We start from the raw sequence: 15884 nt of genomic DNA on the forward strand, positions 1-15884 counted from the left end.
TTAGACGGACTTGGTGACGCCGAGGTAGGTGATGACGTCGTCGGTGTTGTCGGTCGAGCTGGTCAGCGTCGCGTACGAGCGGATGAACGACTGACCTGCACACTGATCCGTCTTGATGCGGACTCCGGTGATGGTGATACGCGTCGAGGTGCCCTTGAACTTCTTCTTGTCGATCGCGACGGTGGTCACCGTGCCCGGCTTCAGGTACACCTTGCCCTGGAGGCTGACGCCGAAGGCACCGGTGGCGTTGCCGGTGAACGGGAGTCCGATACCCGGGGTGAAGCTCGCGCCGGGGTTGATCTCGGTCTCGTCGGCGATGATGCCGCAGCCGATCTGCTCGCCGGCCTCCATCGATCCGCCTGTGAGCTTGGTCTTGCCTCCGCCGGTGATGGTCCCGGTGAACGTGCCCGCCACCAGGTACTCCCGCGACGAGATGGCCGTCGTCAGCGGTGCCACCGGGAGCTGGGTCTCATTACTGCCGACCACCGTGAGCTTCCAGCCGTCCGGGGTGTCGAGGACTCCGGCAGGGCCCGACGGCACGGCGCCCTCGGGGGGAAGGGGGTTGGTGGCGTTGACCGGCGTCACGGGATCCGCGGGCACGGGGTCCGCCAGGGCCAGGGGTGTGGTGCCGACGGAAGCCAACACACAGGCGACTGCCAGGGTGGCGAAGCGATTGAGCATGGTGGTAGGGGCACCTCTCGTAGTCTGAATCCCGCTGGGATTCAAGCGATCTGTCGCGACGGAGCATCCACGGATGGGATGGCGATTCGGTGAACGGGCAACGAACACATCAGGCCGCAATCGCGTCGAGTGAGCGCTGAGGCGCCGCGACCTGCCGCCGACTCCGACAGGCTCGATTGCGTACAGGAATCTCCCAGCTGACCGACATGCGATTGGTGGCGCAGCGAAAGTTATTGAGGGGCAGCTGTTCACATTCCCGACATGTGATGCCCCGACGGTGTGAGCGGACTGACTTGGGAGGAACCTGTTGTGAGGCAATCAATTGCGATCCGGCGTGCGATGCTCGCCCCCATTCTTGCGATCGGACTGGGGCTGGCGGCGCTCCCCGTCGCGTCCGCGGAACCCGATGACGCCGGGCAGCCCGCTGTGCCCGCACCGGGCCCCGTCGAGTTCTCGGCGCCCGTGTCGGGCGACGCGAACCCCGCGGCGGTCGCGGCGTGCGGTCAGTTCGCCGACGTATTGGATGCCACCGCGGTCTACTACGGTGACTTCGCCGACGCACTCGAGACCTATGCCCAGCCCGACTACCAGGACCCCGCGGTGTCCACCAGCAATGTCACCGGCCGCACCGCTCTACGGCAGGGAGCTGGTGTCACGATGAGCGCGGCGAACACACCGGGCTTGACACCCGAGATCGCCAACCCGATGCGCTCGTGGTCATGGGGCGCAACGAAACTGCTCGTCAAGATGGGTCTGCGTGGCGGTGGCGAGTCGCTCAACTCGACGGCCAACGAGATGAACAATGACGCCCTCGGTGTGCAAGAGGCGTGCGCCGCCGCGGGCACTCATGCGTGAGTCGACGGCCCGAGGAGCGCTGATCGCGCTGCTTGTCCTCGGCCTGTCGATCACAGGATGCTCAGCCGCCAGAACGCAGAGTTCGAGCGCGCCGAGCCTCATCCCGGATTCTGCGCTTGAGGGGCTACTGCTGAGTGCCGCCGAGGTCAACACCGTCATGGGCACCACGCAGATGGCGCAGTCCCCGATGATCACGGCCATGAGCGACGACCGCAATCTGCTGCCCAATCTGAACTGTCTGGGCGTCTGGCAGGTGGATCAGGCGGCGATCTACGGGCCCGCCGGCGGCGACGATGGTTGGCAGGCATTGCGCCAGAACATGTTCCGCACGCCGAATGGTGACGATTGGTCCGTTCTGGTGGTTCAGTCCGTCGTCTCCTACCCGTCGGCGCAGGCAGCGCAGCGATTCTTCGACGAGTCGGCGGAGCGCTGGTCGAAGTGCACTGACCACCACGTCAACATCACGCTCAACGATCGACCACTCCCGAAGTGGTTGAGCGGTGATCTCAGTCGGACCGACACCCGCCTCGCGATACCCATCGCCCGTGGCGTCGGCGACGAGAGCCGGATGTGCCAGCACTCACTGTCGGTGGCATCCAACGTGATCATCGACGTTGAGGCCTGTCGCCCGCCCACTCGAATCGTCACGCAGGCCGCGATCATCGCAGGAAAGATCGAGACAGGTCTGCTGGCCTGACACTCGGTCACCGATCGAGTGAGGTCCTCGCATAGGCGCGCACGGCATCCTTGGCGACCTTGCCGTTGGTGGTCAGCGGCAGCGCATCGACGAAGAGCACGTGACGCGGTCGTTTGAACGCGGCGATACGGGACCGAACGTGGTCGATGAGTTCGTCGGGTTGGGGTCGTCGGTGCTCGGCGGCCACGATGACTGCGCAAATCGCCTCGCCCCAGTACTCATCGGGTACGCCGACCACCGCGACGTGCTCGACGTCGGGGTGCGCCGACAGCGCGTCCTCCACCTCGCGTGAGGTGACATTCTCACCGCCGGTGATGATGACGTCCTTGCTGCGGTCGAGTACGACGAGGCGCCCGTCGTCGTCGAAGCGGCCGACATCGCCGGTGTGCAGCCAGCCGTCGACCGTGCAGGGGGAGAGGTCGGGCCACAACCCCGCCGCGACCTGTGCACCGCGGATCAGAATCTCGCCGACGCCGGAGCCCGCCCCGGCGATGCGAACCTCCACACCGGCGTGTGGCCGGCCCGCACTGGCGAGCACGGCGTCCTCGCCCGCGGCCCCGGCCCGGTGTTCGGCAGGCCCGAGAAATGTGACGTTGCCGCCGGTTTCGGTCATCCCGTAGCCCTGATGGAACCCGACGTCCAGGCGGCTGAGTGCCCGGCGCAACAGATCGGCTGGGATGGCGGCGGACCCGTAGGCGACGTCGCGCAGTGTCGGCAACGCGGTGTCCGTGTCGTCGAGGTGGCTAAGAAGGCTGTGCAGCATCGTGGGGGCCAGTGAGCACGATGTGACGCCGTGGGCGTTGACGGCCGCGACGAACGTCTCGGGCCGAAAGGCGGCCACGGGCAGGACCGTCGAGTGCGCTGCGTGGTGGACCAGCATGTTGTAGCCCGCGATGTGACACATGGGAAACGGCAGCAGGTAGACGCCGCCCGAGGCGACCGACCTCCCGGCCACGGTGCCCCACACCGCCGCGGTGATCGACCGGTGCGTGTGCAGGACCCCCTTGGGTGCGCCCGTTGACCCGCTGGTGAACAACAACCACGCGGGGTCGTCGGGGGCCACCGGTTCGGCGGTCACGGGCGAACCGTGCTTGGCCCGTAGCCATTCCGGCCCGTCGAAACTGACGGCGCGGTCGGCGACCGATGGCAGTGCCTGCAGGTACCGGGTGTCGCCGATGACCAATGCGGGGTCGGTCGACGCGAGCTGGGCGACCTGCTCGGCGGGGCTGAGGCGCTGGTTGATCAGCAGCAGAATCCGGCCGCTGCGCGGCACCGCGTAGTACGCCACGGCGTACTCGGGGCCGTTGTCGGCGATGACCGCAACCCGGTCGCCGCGGTGGGTGCGCTCGGTCACCCACCCCGACACCGCGGCCACCCTGCGGTCGAACTCGGCGAAGCTGGTGACGGCTCCGTCCGCCGAGATGATGGCTGGCCGCTCGGGTACGGCCGCGGCGGCCGACGAGATGAGCGCGTGGATGAGGTCGATGCGTGCGGTCATATCGGTGCGGTCATCACCCTTCAGTACGTCGTCAGACTCACTCGGCGACGGTACGCCGAGGGTGTCTCACCGCAGAACTGGGTGAAACAGCGTGTGAACGAACTGAGGCTCTCGAAGCCGACTGACGTCGACGTTGCCTGTACGGACTGCCCGGGTGCGGCAAGCAGTGCCATGGCCCGCAGCATTCTTGCGTGCAGAACGTATGTCCGCCAGGACAATCCGAGGGTGTCGGAGAACAGTCGTCGTAATGTCCGCTCGGACACCGACACTGCGCGGGCGACCTCATCGGCGCTGACCGAGTCGAGGTGCGCCTTGGTGTAGGCCAGTGCGGCGGCCACGATGGGGTGGTCCGAGGTGGGAAGGCTCAGCGGCGCCTCATGGTCGAGCGCTTCGACCACCAGGTCGGCCAGGGTGTGGAAGAAGTTGTCGGACGCGGCCTCATCCTGGGCGGAGCCCGGCCCCCGCTCGATCGACCAGCGCAGTGCGTAGATCATCATCTCCCGGATCAGCGGTGACACCGCGATGATGCGGGCGCGATCACCACCGTCGGGGATGAGTTGGCTGTCGAACATCACCGCGACGGTCTTGATGTCAGGGCTCATCACGGCCTGGTGCTCCAGCCCGGCCGGGATCCAGGCCGCCTGTTGCGGCGGAAGCAGATAGTGCGCGGCCTCGGTCTCCACTTCGACGACACCGTGCAGCGCGTACTCGATCTGGTGCACGTCGTGAAAATGCCAGCCGGTGATCAGCCCCTCGCCCTCGTAGAGATAGCTCCCAGCGGGTGCGAGCCCACCCCTGCGCAGGTCGATGTGCCTGGCTTTGGCCGATTCGGACAAATCTCTGTCCGAAGTCGCAGAGACGGTCATGCTGTTCGAGGGTACTAGTTAGGTATGAATACCGACGACCTGATCCTGGTGAGCATCGATGACCACGTCGTCGAGCCGCCCGATATGTTCCTCAATCACGTCCCGGCCAGGTACAAGGCCGAGGCACCCATCGTCGTCACCGACGACAAGGGCGTCGACCAGTGGATGTATCAGGGTCGGCCGCAGGGTGTGAGCGGTTTGAACGCCGTGGTGTCGTGGCCGCCCGAGGAGTGGGGGCGTGACCCCGCAGGTTTCGCCGAGATGCGCCCGGGTGTGTACGACGTGCACGAACGCGTCCGCGATATGAACCGCAACGGCATCCTGGCGTCGATGTGTTTCCCGACCTTCACCGGTTTCTCGGCCCGTCACCTCAACATGACACGCGAGGACGTCACCCTGGTGATGGTGTCGGCCTACAACGACTGGCACATCGACGAGTGGGTCGGGTCCTACCCGGACCGGTTCATCCCGATTGCGATCCTCCCGACGTGGAGCCCCGAGGCCATGTGCGCCGAGATTCGACGCGTCGCGGCCAAGGGCTGTCGGGCGGTCACGATGCCCGAACTGCCACACCTCGAGGGTCTGCCGAGCTACCACGACGAGGACTACTGGGGCCCGGTCTTCCGGACGCTGTCGGAGGAGAACGTGGTGATGTGCCTGCATATCGGCACGGGCTTCGGTGCGATCAGCATGGCGCCCAATGCCCCCATCGACAATCTGATCATCTTGGCCACCCAGATCTCGGCGATGTGTGCCCAGGATCTGTTGTGGGGTCCCGCAATGCGCAACTACCCGGACCTGAAGTTCGCGTTCTCCGAGGGTGGGATCGGCTGGATTCCGTTCTACCTGGACCGCAGCGACCGGCACTACACGAACCAGAAGTGGCTGCGCCGCGACTTCGGCGACAAGCTGCCCAGCGACGTGTTCCGTGAGCACTCACTCGCCTGCTACGTCACCGACAAGACCTCGCTCAAACTGCGGCACGAGATCGGCATCGACATCATCGCCTGGGAGTGCGACTACCCGCACTCGGACTGCTTCTGGCCCGATGCGCCCGAACAGGTGCTGGCCGAACTCAACGCCGCCGGTGCTGACGACTCCGACATCAACAAGATCACCTGGGAGAACTCCTGCCGGTTCTTCGGCTGGGATCCGTTCGCGCGCATGGCGAGAGACCAGGCCACCGTCGGGGCGTTGCGCGCCAACGGCGCCGACGTCGACGTCTCGATCCGGCCGCGCAAGGAGTGGGCGCGCCTGTATGAGGAGAAGCAGCTCGCGCAGGCCTAACTGCCAGCTCGCCGGCGCGAGGTGACCCTGTGGATGGACTCCGCACTGTTGATGAGCGCCGTCGGCGGAGCCCTGCCTGTCGGTGAGTAGGGCGAACCTCGTCGTAATAACACGACGAGGAGTTACGCGATGGGTAATCGGGCCAACCTGGTGATCGTGGAGAACGGTCAGTGGCAGCTGTACTACGCGCATTGGGCGGGCTGTCGGATGCTCGACGCGCTTGCGTTCGGGCCGGAACATGCGTTGCGGTACATCAAGGCTCACCGGTTGTGCCCGAAGGACCATTGGACTGATCCGCTCTGGGCGGATGGCGGCGCGGTGGTCGACGTGGACAGGCACAAGCTGCTGTTCTTTGGGGATGAGCTGATGTCGACGATGTCGGAACGCCGCGCGATGCTTGACGTAATCCCGCTGATGTGGCCGGACTACTCCGTGGGTTGGGCCTATGGCGGCACTGATGAAATCGCGACATACGTTGGTGCAGAACGTTGTTGGCCTCTTGGCCGAGATGGACAACCGCCCAAACTCGCGCGTGGGCGGGACGGGCTGTGTCAACTCGTGTCCGTCGTCGGCGCCGATGGCACGGTTCGGCTGTGGCCACTGTACTGGGGTTACAGCGTGGCATGGCTCGGGCCCTCGCTGCGGCACGCGCTGCCCGGCAAGGGTGTTGGTCGGACCCGTCGGGAAATGATTCCCGAGAGCGGGGTGCACATCGACGTGCCTAAGCAACAGGTCGGTGCGTGGGTCACCACGGAGGCGCGGGGGCTGGGCGACTTCATGTCCAGCCGATGGTCCGGATGGCACGCCGAGTTCTGGGAGGACCGCTACGAGGAGCAGATGCGGCGCTGCGACGGCGCGTTGCGGGTGCCTGAACTCGATGTTTCCGCTGGGGTCGCGGAAGCGTTGAATTGGTTGCAGAAGCGCGTGTTTCAGAGCTTCGAAGACAGCCCGGCAGGGGCCATCGTGAAGATGATGGGACTCTTCAGCGAGGCTGGGCTCCCGCAGCCCGAGCTCGGTTCGGACGATGTCTTGCGTTCGCCGCTGCAGCCCGACCGGGCATCGTGGGACCGGTTCGAAGCTGCGTGCGGCCAGGTGCGTGAGCTATATACTCGGAGTGCGTGATGTATATAGGAGGTGTCCGAGTGACCAAGCGCTTGATTGACATCGAGGACGACCTATTGAACGGCGCCCGGCAAGAGCTCGGAACCACTGGCATCGCGGATACGGTGCGGTCTGCGTTGACGCTCGCCGCGAACCGGTCCGCACGTGTCCGCCAGGTCGAATGGCTGGTGTCGGGCGGAATGGCGGAGATGGCCGATAAGGACGCGAGGGACGACGTGTGGCGTTGACGGCGCGCTTCCTCATCGACACGAGCGCGGCCGCACGTATGCAGTATCCGCATGTCGGGGGAGTGCTCGGCGAACTCGTCGAGGCCGGACTGGTGGCAACAACCGCTGCACTGGACGCCGAAGCCTTCTATCGCGCGCGCTCGGCCGACGAGTTCGCGCGCCTGCGCGATGACCGTCGGAAGGCCTTCGAGTACATCCCCACGAATGACGAGGACTGGCAGAGCGCGATCGATGCCCAGTACAACCTGGCGCTGTCCGGGCGGCACAGGTCGGTAGGCGTCGCGGATCTACTCAATGCCGTGCTCGCCGGGCGCCACGGCCTGACGATTCTGCACTACGACCGCGACTTTGACACGGCCGCAGACGTTGTGGACTTCGAGCATCGTTGGGTCGCCGATCGGGGCACGCTGTGACTCGGTGCCGGATCGGCCAAACCGTCTGAGCCTCAGGCGTTGGCGAGGTCCGCAACGGGCCTGCCGTTGAGCGCATTGCCCAACTGCGGCACCAGTTTGTCCATCGCGTAGAGCAACGCGTCGGGGCCGCTGTAGGTCAGCGCGCCACTGAGGTTCGAGTCGAACGACGTGTAGAGCGTGCGGTCCTCCTTCACCACGTTGAGACGGGCGAATGCGGGTGAGGCAAGCATCTGTTCCTTGGCGGCTCCGTTGACGAACAGCACGTCGTGGTCGAGCAGTGCGAGCTTCTCCTCACTGAGGTCTCCGGTGACGTCCTGTGTCGCGAATCCGAGCGCGCTGAACAGCGACCGGCGCGGATCGTTGGCACCCAACAGGTAGTGCCCGCCGTCCTCTGGGCCGAAGTCCTCGACCAGAACCTTGCCCGCGAACTCCGGGTTGGCTGCCTTGGCCTCCTCGATGCGCGAGTTGACCTGATCGAGCAGGGCCTGTGCCTGAGACTCCCTGCCCAGGGCCTTACCTGTGGTCGACAGCTGAACGTTCCACGGCGTCTCCTCATCGGGGTACTCGTCCGACTGGATGACAGTGGGGGCGATCTGTGACAACCGGTCATAGGTCGGCCGGTCGATGGTCTCGTAGATCGCGAAGATCAGGTCGGGCTTCTCCTTGGCGATCGCCTCGAAGTCGATCGTGTCGGAGCCCCACGTCGGGATGGCCTTGCCATCGGTCGCCTTCTCCACCCACGGGAACTTGTCGTAGTTGTCGAAGAACGAGCGCGCGGCGACGGGGACCACACCGAGGGCCAGCGCGAAGTCCTGGTCGTTCCAGCCGACCGTCACGACCCGCTTCGGGTCAGCGGGGACCACGGTCTCGCCGAACTTGTGTGAGACGGTGACAGCACCCGCTTCGGTGCCACTGGCCGCGTCGTCGGTCTTGCCGCTACCGCACGCGGTCATCAGACCCATCGCGAGCAGAACCACAGCCAGTATCGCCGGCACTGTCTGGGCGTTCCGCCAGCTTCGCGTCTTCGACATCGACACCCCATCAATCTCGCAGGAAAGTAAGGCTAACCTAACGCATTGGGGGGATTCGGTCAGCGCCCCGGTCTCAGTTAGCGGGTGCTGCGGGCTTCATGATTTCCTGGCGCGCGATGCCAGCGGGATCACCAGAGGCGTGCCGGTCTGCGGGTCGACGATGATCTGGCACGCGAGACCGTACACCTGCTCGACCAGCTCAGGTGTCACGATCTCATTCGGATCGCCCTGGGCGACAACGTGTCCGGACTTCATGGCGATGACGTGGTCGGCGAACCGGCAGGCGTGGTTGAGATCGTGCAGCACAGCCACGACTGTCCTGCCCTGTTCGTGGCACAAGTCAACGCACAGGTCGAGCACATCGATCTGGTGTGCGATGTCGAGGAAGGTGGTTGGCTCATCGAGCAGGACCAGCGGGGTCTCCTGTGCCAGCACCATCGCGATCCACACCCGCTGGCGCTGGCCGCCGGACAGTTCGTCGACGAGGCGTTCGCCCAGGTCCGCGGTGCCCGTTGCGGCCATAGCCGAAGCGACAGCGCGTTCGTCGTCGGTGGACCATTGCCGGAACACGCGTTGGTGGGGGAATCTGCCCCGCGACACCAGGTCCGCCACGGTTATGCCGTCGGGTGCAGTGGAACTCTGTGGCATCAGACCCAGGCGGCGGGCTACCTCCTTGGTGTGCAACGCCCGGATGTCGCCACCGTCGAGCAGCACTTGCCCGCCCGCAGGTTTCAATAGGCGAGCCAGGCCCCGCAGTAGCGTCGACTTGCCGCAAGCGTTGGGTCCGACGATCGCTGTCAGTGCGTGGTCGGGGATGTCCACGGAGAGGTCATCGATGACGGGACGCCCGTCGTACCCGATGGACAGGCGCGACGCCGCGAGCCTGGAGGTCTCGGTCACGTGCGCCGCCCCTGCGCGACGAGCAGATACACCAGGTACATCCCGCCGAACACTACGGTCACCGCCCCGACCGGCAACTCGGTGGGTGCGAACGCCCGTTGCGCGAGAACGTCACTGGCCAATAGCAGGAAGGCACCCGTTGCCGCTGACGGCACCATCGAGACTCCGGCGCCCCCGGTGAGCCGGCGGCCGATCTGCGGTGCGGCCAGTGCGATGAACGTGATGGGGCCCGCGGCCGCGGCGGCGACGGCGACCAGTGCGGTTCCGACCAGCAGGTAGCCGATCCTGGCCTGGTTGGCGTTGACGCCAAGACCACCGGCCACGTCATCGCCCATCTGCAGGATCTGTAACCGAAGGCCCATGGCGACCAGGGCAATCGTGGACACACACACTAGTGCTGCCATCGGTCCCGCCTGGCTCCACGTCAGACCGTTGAGGCTGCCCTGCTGCCAGACGGCGGCGGTGACGGCCGCATGTAGGTCAATCCGGATGATGATCCACTGGTTCACCGAACTGAGCACGGCACCGACGGCGATGCCGACGATGATGAGCCGAAATCCCGAGATGCCGCCCTTGAAGGACAACAGGTAGACCACCAGTGCGGTGACCAACCCGCCGACGAGCGCGCTGCCGGCCGTTGCGTAGTACCCGCCGCCCAGAACGACGATGCCGATCAGGGCACCCGTGTACGCGCCGACGTTGAGACCGATTATGTCCGGACTGCCCAGCGGGTTTCGGGTAAGCGCCTGAAAGATAGCTCCGGACACGCCGAGTGCGGCGCCGACGAGTACCGCCATCGAGGCACGCGGCAACCGCCACTCCAGGACGACGACGCGATCGAAACCGGTGTTGGAGCCGACGAGGACGCCGAGGACGTCGGCGGGGGCCACCGGATAGGTGCCCGTCGAGGTCGCCACGATGACAAGGCCGAGTCCGGCGACAGTCAGCACTGCGACCACCACGGCGGTGCGCAACGTCACGCGCAGTGACCACGACCGCCCGCGTGCCATCACGTGACGGCGTTCCCGACGTGTGTCCGCATCGGGGGGAGTGGTCGGCGCGGTCGTCATCGCTGCCAGTCCCCGCGGCGCCGGATCACCCAGATCAGCACTGGTGCCCCGATGAACGCCGTCACGATGCCGGCGGGTAACTCTGCCGGACGCACCACGACCCGGCCGACGATATCCGCGGCCAGCAGCAGAGCGGGTGCGGCAAGCGTCGAGTACGCCATGATCCAGCGCCAGTCGGGGCCGACGAACCGGCGTACCAGGTGCGGCACCATCAGGCCGACGAATCCGATGGGTCCGGCTCCTGCGGTCGCCGCACCGGCCAGCAACGTGACCGCAACCAGGCTCAGCGCCTGGACGCGAACGACGTTGCCGCCCAGTGAAGCCGCGAGTTCATCGCCCAACGAGGTCGCGTTCAGCGATCGGCTGATGACGATGCACAGCACCACGCCGACGGCGATGAACGGTGCGATGGCCGCGGTCACCTCGAGACCACGGCCGTCGAGTGCGCCGGTGTCCCAGAACCGCATGTTGTCGAAGGCGCGTGGGTTGCGCAGCCTAACGGTGAACGAGATGCCGTCCAGTACGGCCCCGACCGCGACGCCTGCGAGCAGGACGCGCACCGGGTTGGCCGTCGACCGGCCGGACCAGCCGATCAGGTACACCAGCACCATGGCGACGAGTGCGCCCGCGAACGCGAACCAGATGTAGGACCAGACGTCGTGCAGGCCGAGGAAGGCCACCGCCGCCACGACGAACAGACTGGCGCCCGAGTTGATTCCGAGGACGCCAGTGTCGGCCAGCGGATTGCGCGCGACGGCTTGGATGACCGCACCCGACAGGCCCAGTGCTACGCCGACGACCAAAGCCAGCGCGGTCCGAGGGATGCGAAGGTCGTGGACCACCCACTGGTCGCCGACATCGCGGTAGTCGGTGAGGGCATCCCATACGACGGACGGAGCGATATTCTCCGTGCCGATCGCAAGGCTTGCGGCGCAGGCGATCACGACGAGCGCGGCGGCGACTGCTAGGCCGAGGAGTCTTCGTCGGTGGGTGCCTGCCACGCCCGAGGGGAGCGCAGTGGTCGCTGTCACGCCCGCTAGAGCCCGGCCCGCTCAAGCGCCTCGTCGAACTCCTCGGAGGCGATCTTGTCACCCTTGCCATCGGCCAGGGCCTTTTCGTAAACCGCCACCAGTTCGGTGCCGACGTCGGCGAACTTCGCGTCCCAGGACTCCGAGTCTTGACGCCAGTACCCGACGATGTCGAACTGCTCGGTGGTCCAGCCGAGCGCTCGGACGTGCTTGCGAACGGCGCGCGACTGGGCGGCCTCGCCGGCGAACCAGCAGTAGCCGCGGCCCGGCGGGAGCGGCTGGTCGGCGACGAGTTGGGAGAGCCTGCTGCCCGGGCGGCCGTTGCCGGACCCGACCGCGGACACCGGTGACACGTTGGAACGGTTCGGCAGATACGCCAGGTCGGTCTCATCGTGCACCTCGACGATCGCCAGAATCCGCTCCCGTGAGGAGGACTCGGCGATGATGCGGGCGAGTGCCGGAAGTCCGGCGAGGTCGGCGACGAGCAGTTGCCAGTCCGCGTCCTCCGGCGGCCGGTACCAGGACCGCGCGTGGCTGATGACCACGGTGTCACCGGGAGCGGCGCGCCGGGCCCAGTCGCTGCCGGGTCCGCGGGCGTGCAGGACGGCGTCGACCGTGATGCGGTTGGCCCGTGCGTCGTGGAATCGCACCGAGTAGTTGCGACCCTGGGGCGCGGTCTTCTCGTCGTGATAGCCCCATACGCCATCGATGCACTGCGCGTCCGGGGTGTGCCGCTGACCGTCGCTCGGGAGATAGATACCCACCGCGGCGTCGGCGACGTCGGGGAGCCCGATGTGCGGCAGGTCAGGTACCTCGAACACGATCCTGCGCAGCCGAGCGCTCAGCGCCGAGATCTCTGCCACTGCGGCCCGTGCGAAGTTCATCGAACTAAGGGTAGCCTCACTCGACGGTCGGAGGGGACTCAGCGTCGGGCAGGATCGGCGACAGCGACCTGCTCGCCGGTCGGTCGTCTTGTCGCCAGCACCGACCCCGTGAGGATCAGTGCGAGACCGGCCACGTTGAAGGCGGTCAGCGGCTCGTTGAGGATGATCACGCCCGCGGCCAGCGCGACGGCGGGATTGACGTAGGTGAACACCAACGCGCGGGATCCGCCCACCTCGCGAATCAACGCGAAGAACACGATGAAGGCCAGCGCCGTGCAGACCACTGCCAGCGCAGCGAGGGCCACCAGCACACGGGTGGTGGGCATTTCGTCCGGCCAGGTGGCGGCGGCCGGCCCGGCGTAGACCAGCGCGGCGACCGTCAGGCAGCCCGCGGTCAGTGGCAACGTCGGCACGTCACCGAGATAGCGGGCGGCCACCAGTGGCGCAATGGCGTAGCAGGTGGCCACCAGGAGTACCTCGGCCACGGGCCAGGCGCTCCCACCAGTGAGACCCGGCCCCGCGAGTACCGCCACACCCGTGAACCCAACTGCGAGGCCGGCGATACGCATTGGGCCGAGCCGTGATTCGCCGCCGGTGAGCCGACTCAGCACCGCCGCGATGATCGGTGACGCGGCGATCAGCAGACCGGTCAACGAACTTGAGATGTGCCGCTCGGCGTCCGACAGCAGTAGCCAAGCCGCGATGATCTCGAAGAACGCGAACACAAGTGCCGGACGCCAATGCCGCAGCACCGGTGCCCATGCGGAACGGCGCAGCGTCAATGGAAGCAGCACGGCGGCTCCGATCGCCGTGCGGGCCAGTACCAGGACCGGTACCGAAACACCCTCGACCGCAACCTTGATGAGCAGGTATGGGATACCCCAGATGACGCTCATCGCAGCGAACAGCGCCCACGCCCGCGGGCTCACACCGAAGTCAGCTCCGCGTACCGCGCGACGTGATAGTCAGTCGAGCCGAACTCGTACTGAACTGCGGTGAGCCGCTTGAAGTAGTGGCCGATCGCCAGTTCCTCGGTCATGCCCATACCGCCGTGCAGCTGAACCGCGTTCTCTCCGACGAACCGCGCAGCGCGACCGATAGTGGCCTTCGCGGCAGACACCGCACGGGCGCGTGTCGGCGCGTCGGCCTCGAGGTTCAGGACCGCGAGGTAGACAGCGGCCACCGACTGCTCAACCTCCATGTACATGTCCACCATCCGGTGTTGCAGGACCTGGAAGCTGCCGATCGGCTGGCCGAACTGATGGCGCTGCTTGCTGTACTCGACCGTGTCGGCCAGAACCCTTCGCATGCATCCGACGGCTTCGGCGCACACCGCGGTCGCGCCCTCGTCACGCGCCTGCTCGAGTGACGGCCACGCCTTGCCGTCGTCACCCAGGAGTGCCGCTGAGGGCAGGCGTAGGCCGGTCAGAGTGAGATCGGCGGCGCGACGGTCGTCAATCGTGCGGTAGGAGTGCATTTCCAAGCCCGGCCCGGCGTGCGCGACGTCGACGAGGAACAGCGAGGGGCCCGCCGGGCTCGTCGCGGTGACCAGAAGGTGGGTCGCCAGCGGTGCGGCCACGGCCACGATCTTGCCGCCGTCGAGCACCCACTCGTCACCGTCGCGTCGGGCGGTGGTGGTGATCTGATGCCAGTCGTCACCGGACTCGGCCTCGGCGGCGGCCAGTGCCACGATCGCCTCTCCAGCGGCCAACCGCTCCAGCAGGTTCGTGGCGGTGCTGCCGCCGGCCCGCAGCAGCAGGCCCGCGGCCACCACGGCGGTTTCCACGTACGGTTCGATGACCAACGCGTGGCCCAGTGCCTCAGCGATCACCATTACCTCGACGGGCCCGCCGCCGATGCCGCCGACCTCTTCGGGAAGTGCGGCGCCGATGATGCCGAGTTCGTCGGCGAACGCGCGCCAGATGTCGGTCTGCCACCCGGTGCCGGTCTTGGCTGCCTCCCGGCTGCTCGCCAGGTCGTAGCGGGTCGCCAGAAACTTGGTGAGCCCGTCGCGCAGCAACGTCTGCTCATTGGAGATGGTGAAGTCCATTGGAATTCCTACCTAGAGTCCGAGAGCGGCCTTGGCCAGGATGTTGCGCTGAATCTCGTTGCTTCCCGCATAGATCGACCCGGCGCGGTCGTTGAAGTACCGCAGCGGGGCCACCGCCTGCCACGGCTGGCCGCTGACGTATCCGTCGGACGGCGGCTCGAACTCGGCCACCGGTCCGCCCGGGCACGTGGCGTGTGGCTGGTACACACGACCCCGCGGTCCCGCGGCCTCCATCGCCAACCCGGTGAGCGTCTGACTCAGCTCGGTGCTCAGGATCTTCAGCATCGAGGAGTCCGATCCGGGGTGCCCACCGCCGGCCAGAGCCGCCAGCACCCGGTACTCGAGGATCTCGAGCACGTCGGTGCGAATTCTGGCCTCGGCCAGTCTGCGGGCGAATCCCGGGTCGTCGATGAGCCGCCCACCAGAGGGGCCCGGGGCAGATGCTGCGCTGGTGGCGACATTCTCGGCAGCCACTTGCAGCGCCGGCGCATTGGCTCCGCCGCCACGTTCGAACTCGAGGAGGTATTTGGCGACGGTCCACCCGTCGTCGATACGACCGATGACGTTGGACTTGGGCACCCGTACGTCGTCGAAGAAGACCTGGTTCTGGATCTCCTCGCCCGATGTCATCACCAACGGGCGGATCTCAATCCCGGGCGCGCTCATATCGATCAGAACGAATGTGATGCCCTGCTGCTTCTTGGCCGACCGTGTCGTGCGGACCAGGGCGAACATCCAGTTGGCCTCCTGCGCGTGCGTGGTCCAGATCTTGCTTCCGGTGCACACCAGGTCGTTACCGTCATCGACCGCCGCCATCGTCAAGGATGCGAGGTCGGAACCGGATTCGGGCTCCGAGTAGCCCTGGCAGAAGAACACCTCACCGGTCAGGATCCGCGGCAGGAAGTACTCCTTCTGCTGCGGCGTGCCGTAGGCGACGATCGCGTGGGCCACCATTCGGATGCCCATCGGCGACAGTGACGGAGCGCCGGCCAGGGTCGACTCACGGCTGAACACGTAGTGCTGCGTCAGGCTCCAGTCGCAGCCGCCGTACTCGACCGGCCAGGCAGGCGCGGCCCATCCGCGCTCGTGAAGGAGAGCCTGCCATTTCAGACTGGCCGCGTGATCGCTGTAGACGCTCGTCGCGAGGCGGCCCGCCCGTTGCAGATCGGGAGTCAGCTTTTCGCGCAGAAACGCGCGCACCTCGTCGCGGAACTCAAGGTCGGCCGGCGACCAGTTCAGGTCCATGAATACGTCCCGTTCGTCGTCCCGCTTTTG

General features: G+C 66.6%; 17 protein-coding genes. 6 read left to right on the forward strand and 11 right to left on the reverse strand.

Going from position 1 to position 15884, the window contains the following annotated elements; translation table 11 throughout:
- Entirely contained in the window at positions 1-681 is a 681-nt protein-coding gene (locus ACZY0X_RS17390; protein WP_463772128.1) for an MspA family porin, read from the reverse strand.
- A gap of 309 nt (positions 682-990) precedes the next feature.
- Between ACZY0X_RS17390 and ACZY0X_RS17395 the strand changes: the two genes are divergently transcribed.
- Together ACZY0X_RS17395 and ACZY0X_RS17400 are read left to right on the forward strand one after the other, a co-directional pair.
- Complete coding sequence (locus tag ACZY0X_RS17395) at positions 991-1536, forward strand: hypothetical protein (protein WP_463772129.1); 546 nt, start codon at positions 991-993, stop codon at positions 1534-1536.
- Positions 1484-2233 carry a sensor domain-containing protein gene (locus tag ACZY0X_RS17400; protein ID WP_463772131.1) on the forward strand — a complete coding sequence of 250 codons (750 nt, stop codon included), beginning with the start codon at positions 1484-1486 and terminating at the stop codon, positions 2231-2233. Before ACZY0X_RS17395 ends, ACZY0X_RS17400 begins: the two co-directional genes overlap by 53 nt.
- A gap of 7 nt (positions 2234-2240) precedes the next feature.
- On the opposite strand, the gene ACZY0X_RS17405 is transcribed toward ACZY0X_RS17400, so the two are convergent.
- Complete coding sequence (locus ACZY0X_RS17405; RefSeq protein ID WP_463772133.1) at positions 2241-3731, reverse strand: AMP-binding protein; 1491 nt, start codon at positions 3729-3731, stop codon at positions 2241-2243.
- Between the two features lie 20 nt (positions 3732-3751).
- The gene (locus ACZY0X_RS17410; RefSeq protein WP_463772135.1) at positions 3752-4597 is read right to left on the reverse strand and encodes an AraC family transcriptional regulator; all 846 of its coding nucleotides are present in this window, start codon (positions 4595-4597) and stop codon (positions 3752-3754) included.
- A 24-nt stretch (positions 4598-4621) separates the two neighbouring features.
- Here ACZY0X_RS17410 and ACZY0X_RS17415 point away from each other — a divergent pair, with 24 nt between their 5' ends.
- From ACZY0X_RS17415 to ACZY0X_RS17430, 4 genes are all read left to right on the forward strand, one after another.
- A complete protein-coding gene (locus tag ACZY0X_RS17415; RefSeq protein ID WP_463772136.1) occupies positions 4622-5884 on the forward strand; it encodes an amidohydrolase family protein in 1263 nt (420 codons plus the stop codon).
- Positions 5885-6013: 129 nt separating this feature from the next.
- Positions 6014-7006 carry a hypothetical protein gene (locus ACZY0X_RS17420; protein ID WP_463772138.1) on the forward strand — a complete coding sequence of 331 codons (993 nt, stop codon included), beginning with the start codon at positions 6014-6016 and terminating at the stop codon, positions 7004-7006.
- 20 nt (positions 7007-7026) lie between these two features.
- The gene (locus ACZY0X_RS17425) at positions 7027-7233 is read left to right on the forward strand and encodes a DUF2191 domain-containing protein (RefSeq protein ID WP_463772139.1); all 207 of its coding nucleotides are present in this window, start codon (positions 7027-7029) and stop codon (positions 7231-7233) included.
- A complete protein-coding gene (locus ACZY0X_RS17430; protein WP_463772141.1) occupies positions 7224-7646 on the forward strand; it encodes a PIN domain-containing protein in 423 nt (140 codons plus the stop codon). The genes ACZY0X_RS17425 and ACZY0X_RS17430 overlap by 10 nt, the downstream gene beginning before the upstream one ends.
- Positions 7647-7678: 32 nt before the next feature.
- On the opposite strand, the gene ACZY0X_RS17435 is transcribed toward ACZY0X_RS17430, so the two are convergent.
- The 8 genes from ACZY0X_RS17435 to ACZY0X_RS17470 form a co-directional block, all read right to left on the reverse strand.
- Positions 7679-8677 (reverse strand): ABC transporter substrate-binding protein, encoded by a 999-nt coding sequence (locus ACZY0X_RS17435; protein ID WP_463772142.1) that lies wholly within the window; start codon positions 8675-8677, stop codon positions 7679-7681.
- Between the two features lie 96 nt (positions 8678-8773).
- Positions 8774-9577 (reverse strand): ABC transporter ATP-binding protein, encoded by an 804-nt coding sequence (locus tag ACZY0X_RS17440; protein ID WP_463772144.1) that lies wholly within the window; start codon positions 9575-9577, stop codon positions 8774-8776.
- The gene (locus tag ACZY0X_RS17445; RefSeq protein ID WP_463772146.1) at positions 9574-10647 is read right to left on the reverse strand and encodes a FecCD family ABC transporter permease; all 1074 of its coding nucleotides are present in this window, start codon (positions 10645-10647) and stop codon (positions 9574-9576) included. The genes ACZY0X_RS17440 and ACZY0X_RS17445 overlap by 4 nt, the downstream gene beginning before the upstream one ends.
- Complete coding sequence (locus tag ACZY0X_RS17450) at positions 10644-11678, reverse strand: FecCD family ABC transporter permease (RefSeq protein ID WP_463772148.1); 1035 nt, start codon at positions 11676-11678, stop codon at positions 10644-10646. Before ACZY0X_RS17450 ends, ACZY0X_RS17445 begins: the two co-directional genes overlap by 4 nt.
- 5 nt (positions 11679-11683) lie before the next feature.
- Entirely contained in the window at positions 11684-12559 is an 876-nt protein-coding gene (locus ACZY0X_RS17455) for a siderophore-interacting protein (protein ID WP_463772149.1), read from the reverse strand.
- A 38-nt stretch (positions 12560-12597) separates the two neighbouring features.
- Positions 12598-13488, reverse strand: a complete 891-nt coding sequence (locus ACZY0X_RS17460) for a DMT family transporter (protein ID WP_463772151.1) — start codon at positions 13486-13488, stop codon at positions 12598-12600.
- Entirely contained in the window at positions 13485-14609 is a 1125-nt protein-coding gene (locus ACZY0X_RS17465; protein ID WP_463772153.1) for an acyl-CoA dehydrogenase family protein, read from the reverse strand. The genes ACZY0X_RS17460 and ACZY0X_RS17465 overlap by 4 nt, the downstream gene beginning before the upstream one ends.
- A 12-nt stretch (positions 14610-14621) precedes the next feature.
- The gene (locus ACZY0X_RS17470) at positions 14622-15854 is read right to left on the reverse strand and encodes an acyl-CoA dehydrogenase family protein (protein WP_463772154.1); all 1233 of its coding nucleotides are present in this window, start codon (positions 15852-15854) and stop codon (positions 14622-14624) included.
- Positions 15855-15884 lie beyond the last annotated feature (30 nt).

This window comes from Mycobacterium sp. IDUB_39, assembly GCF_055419205.1.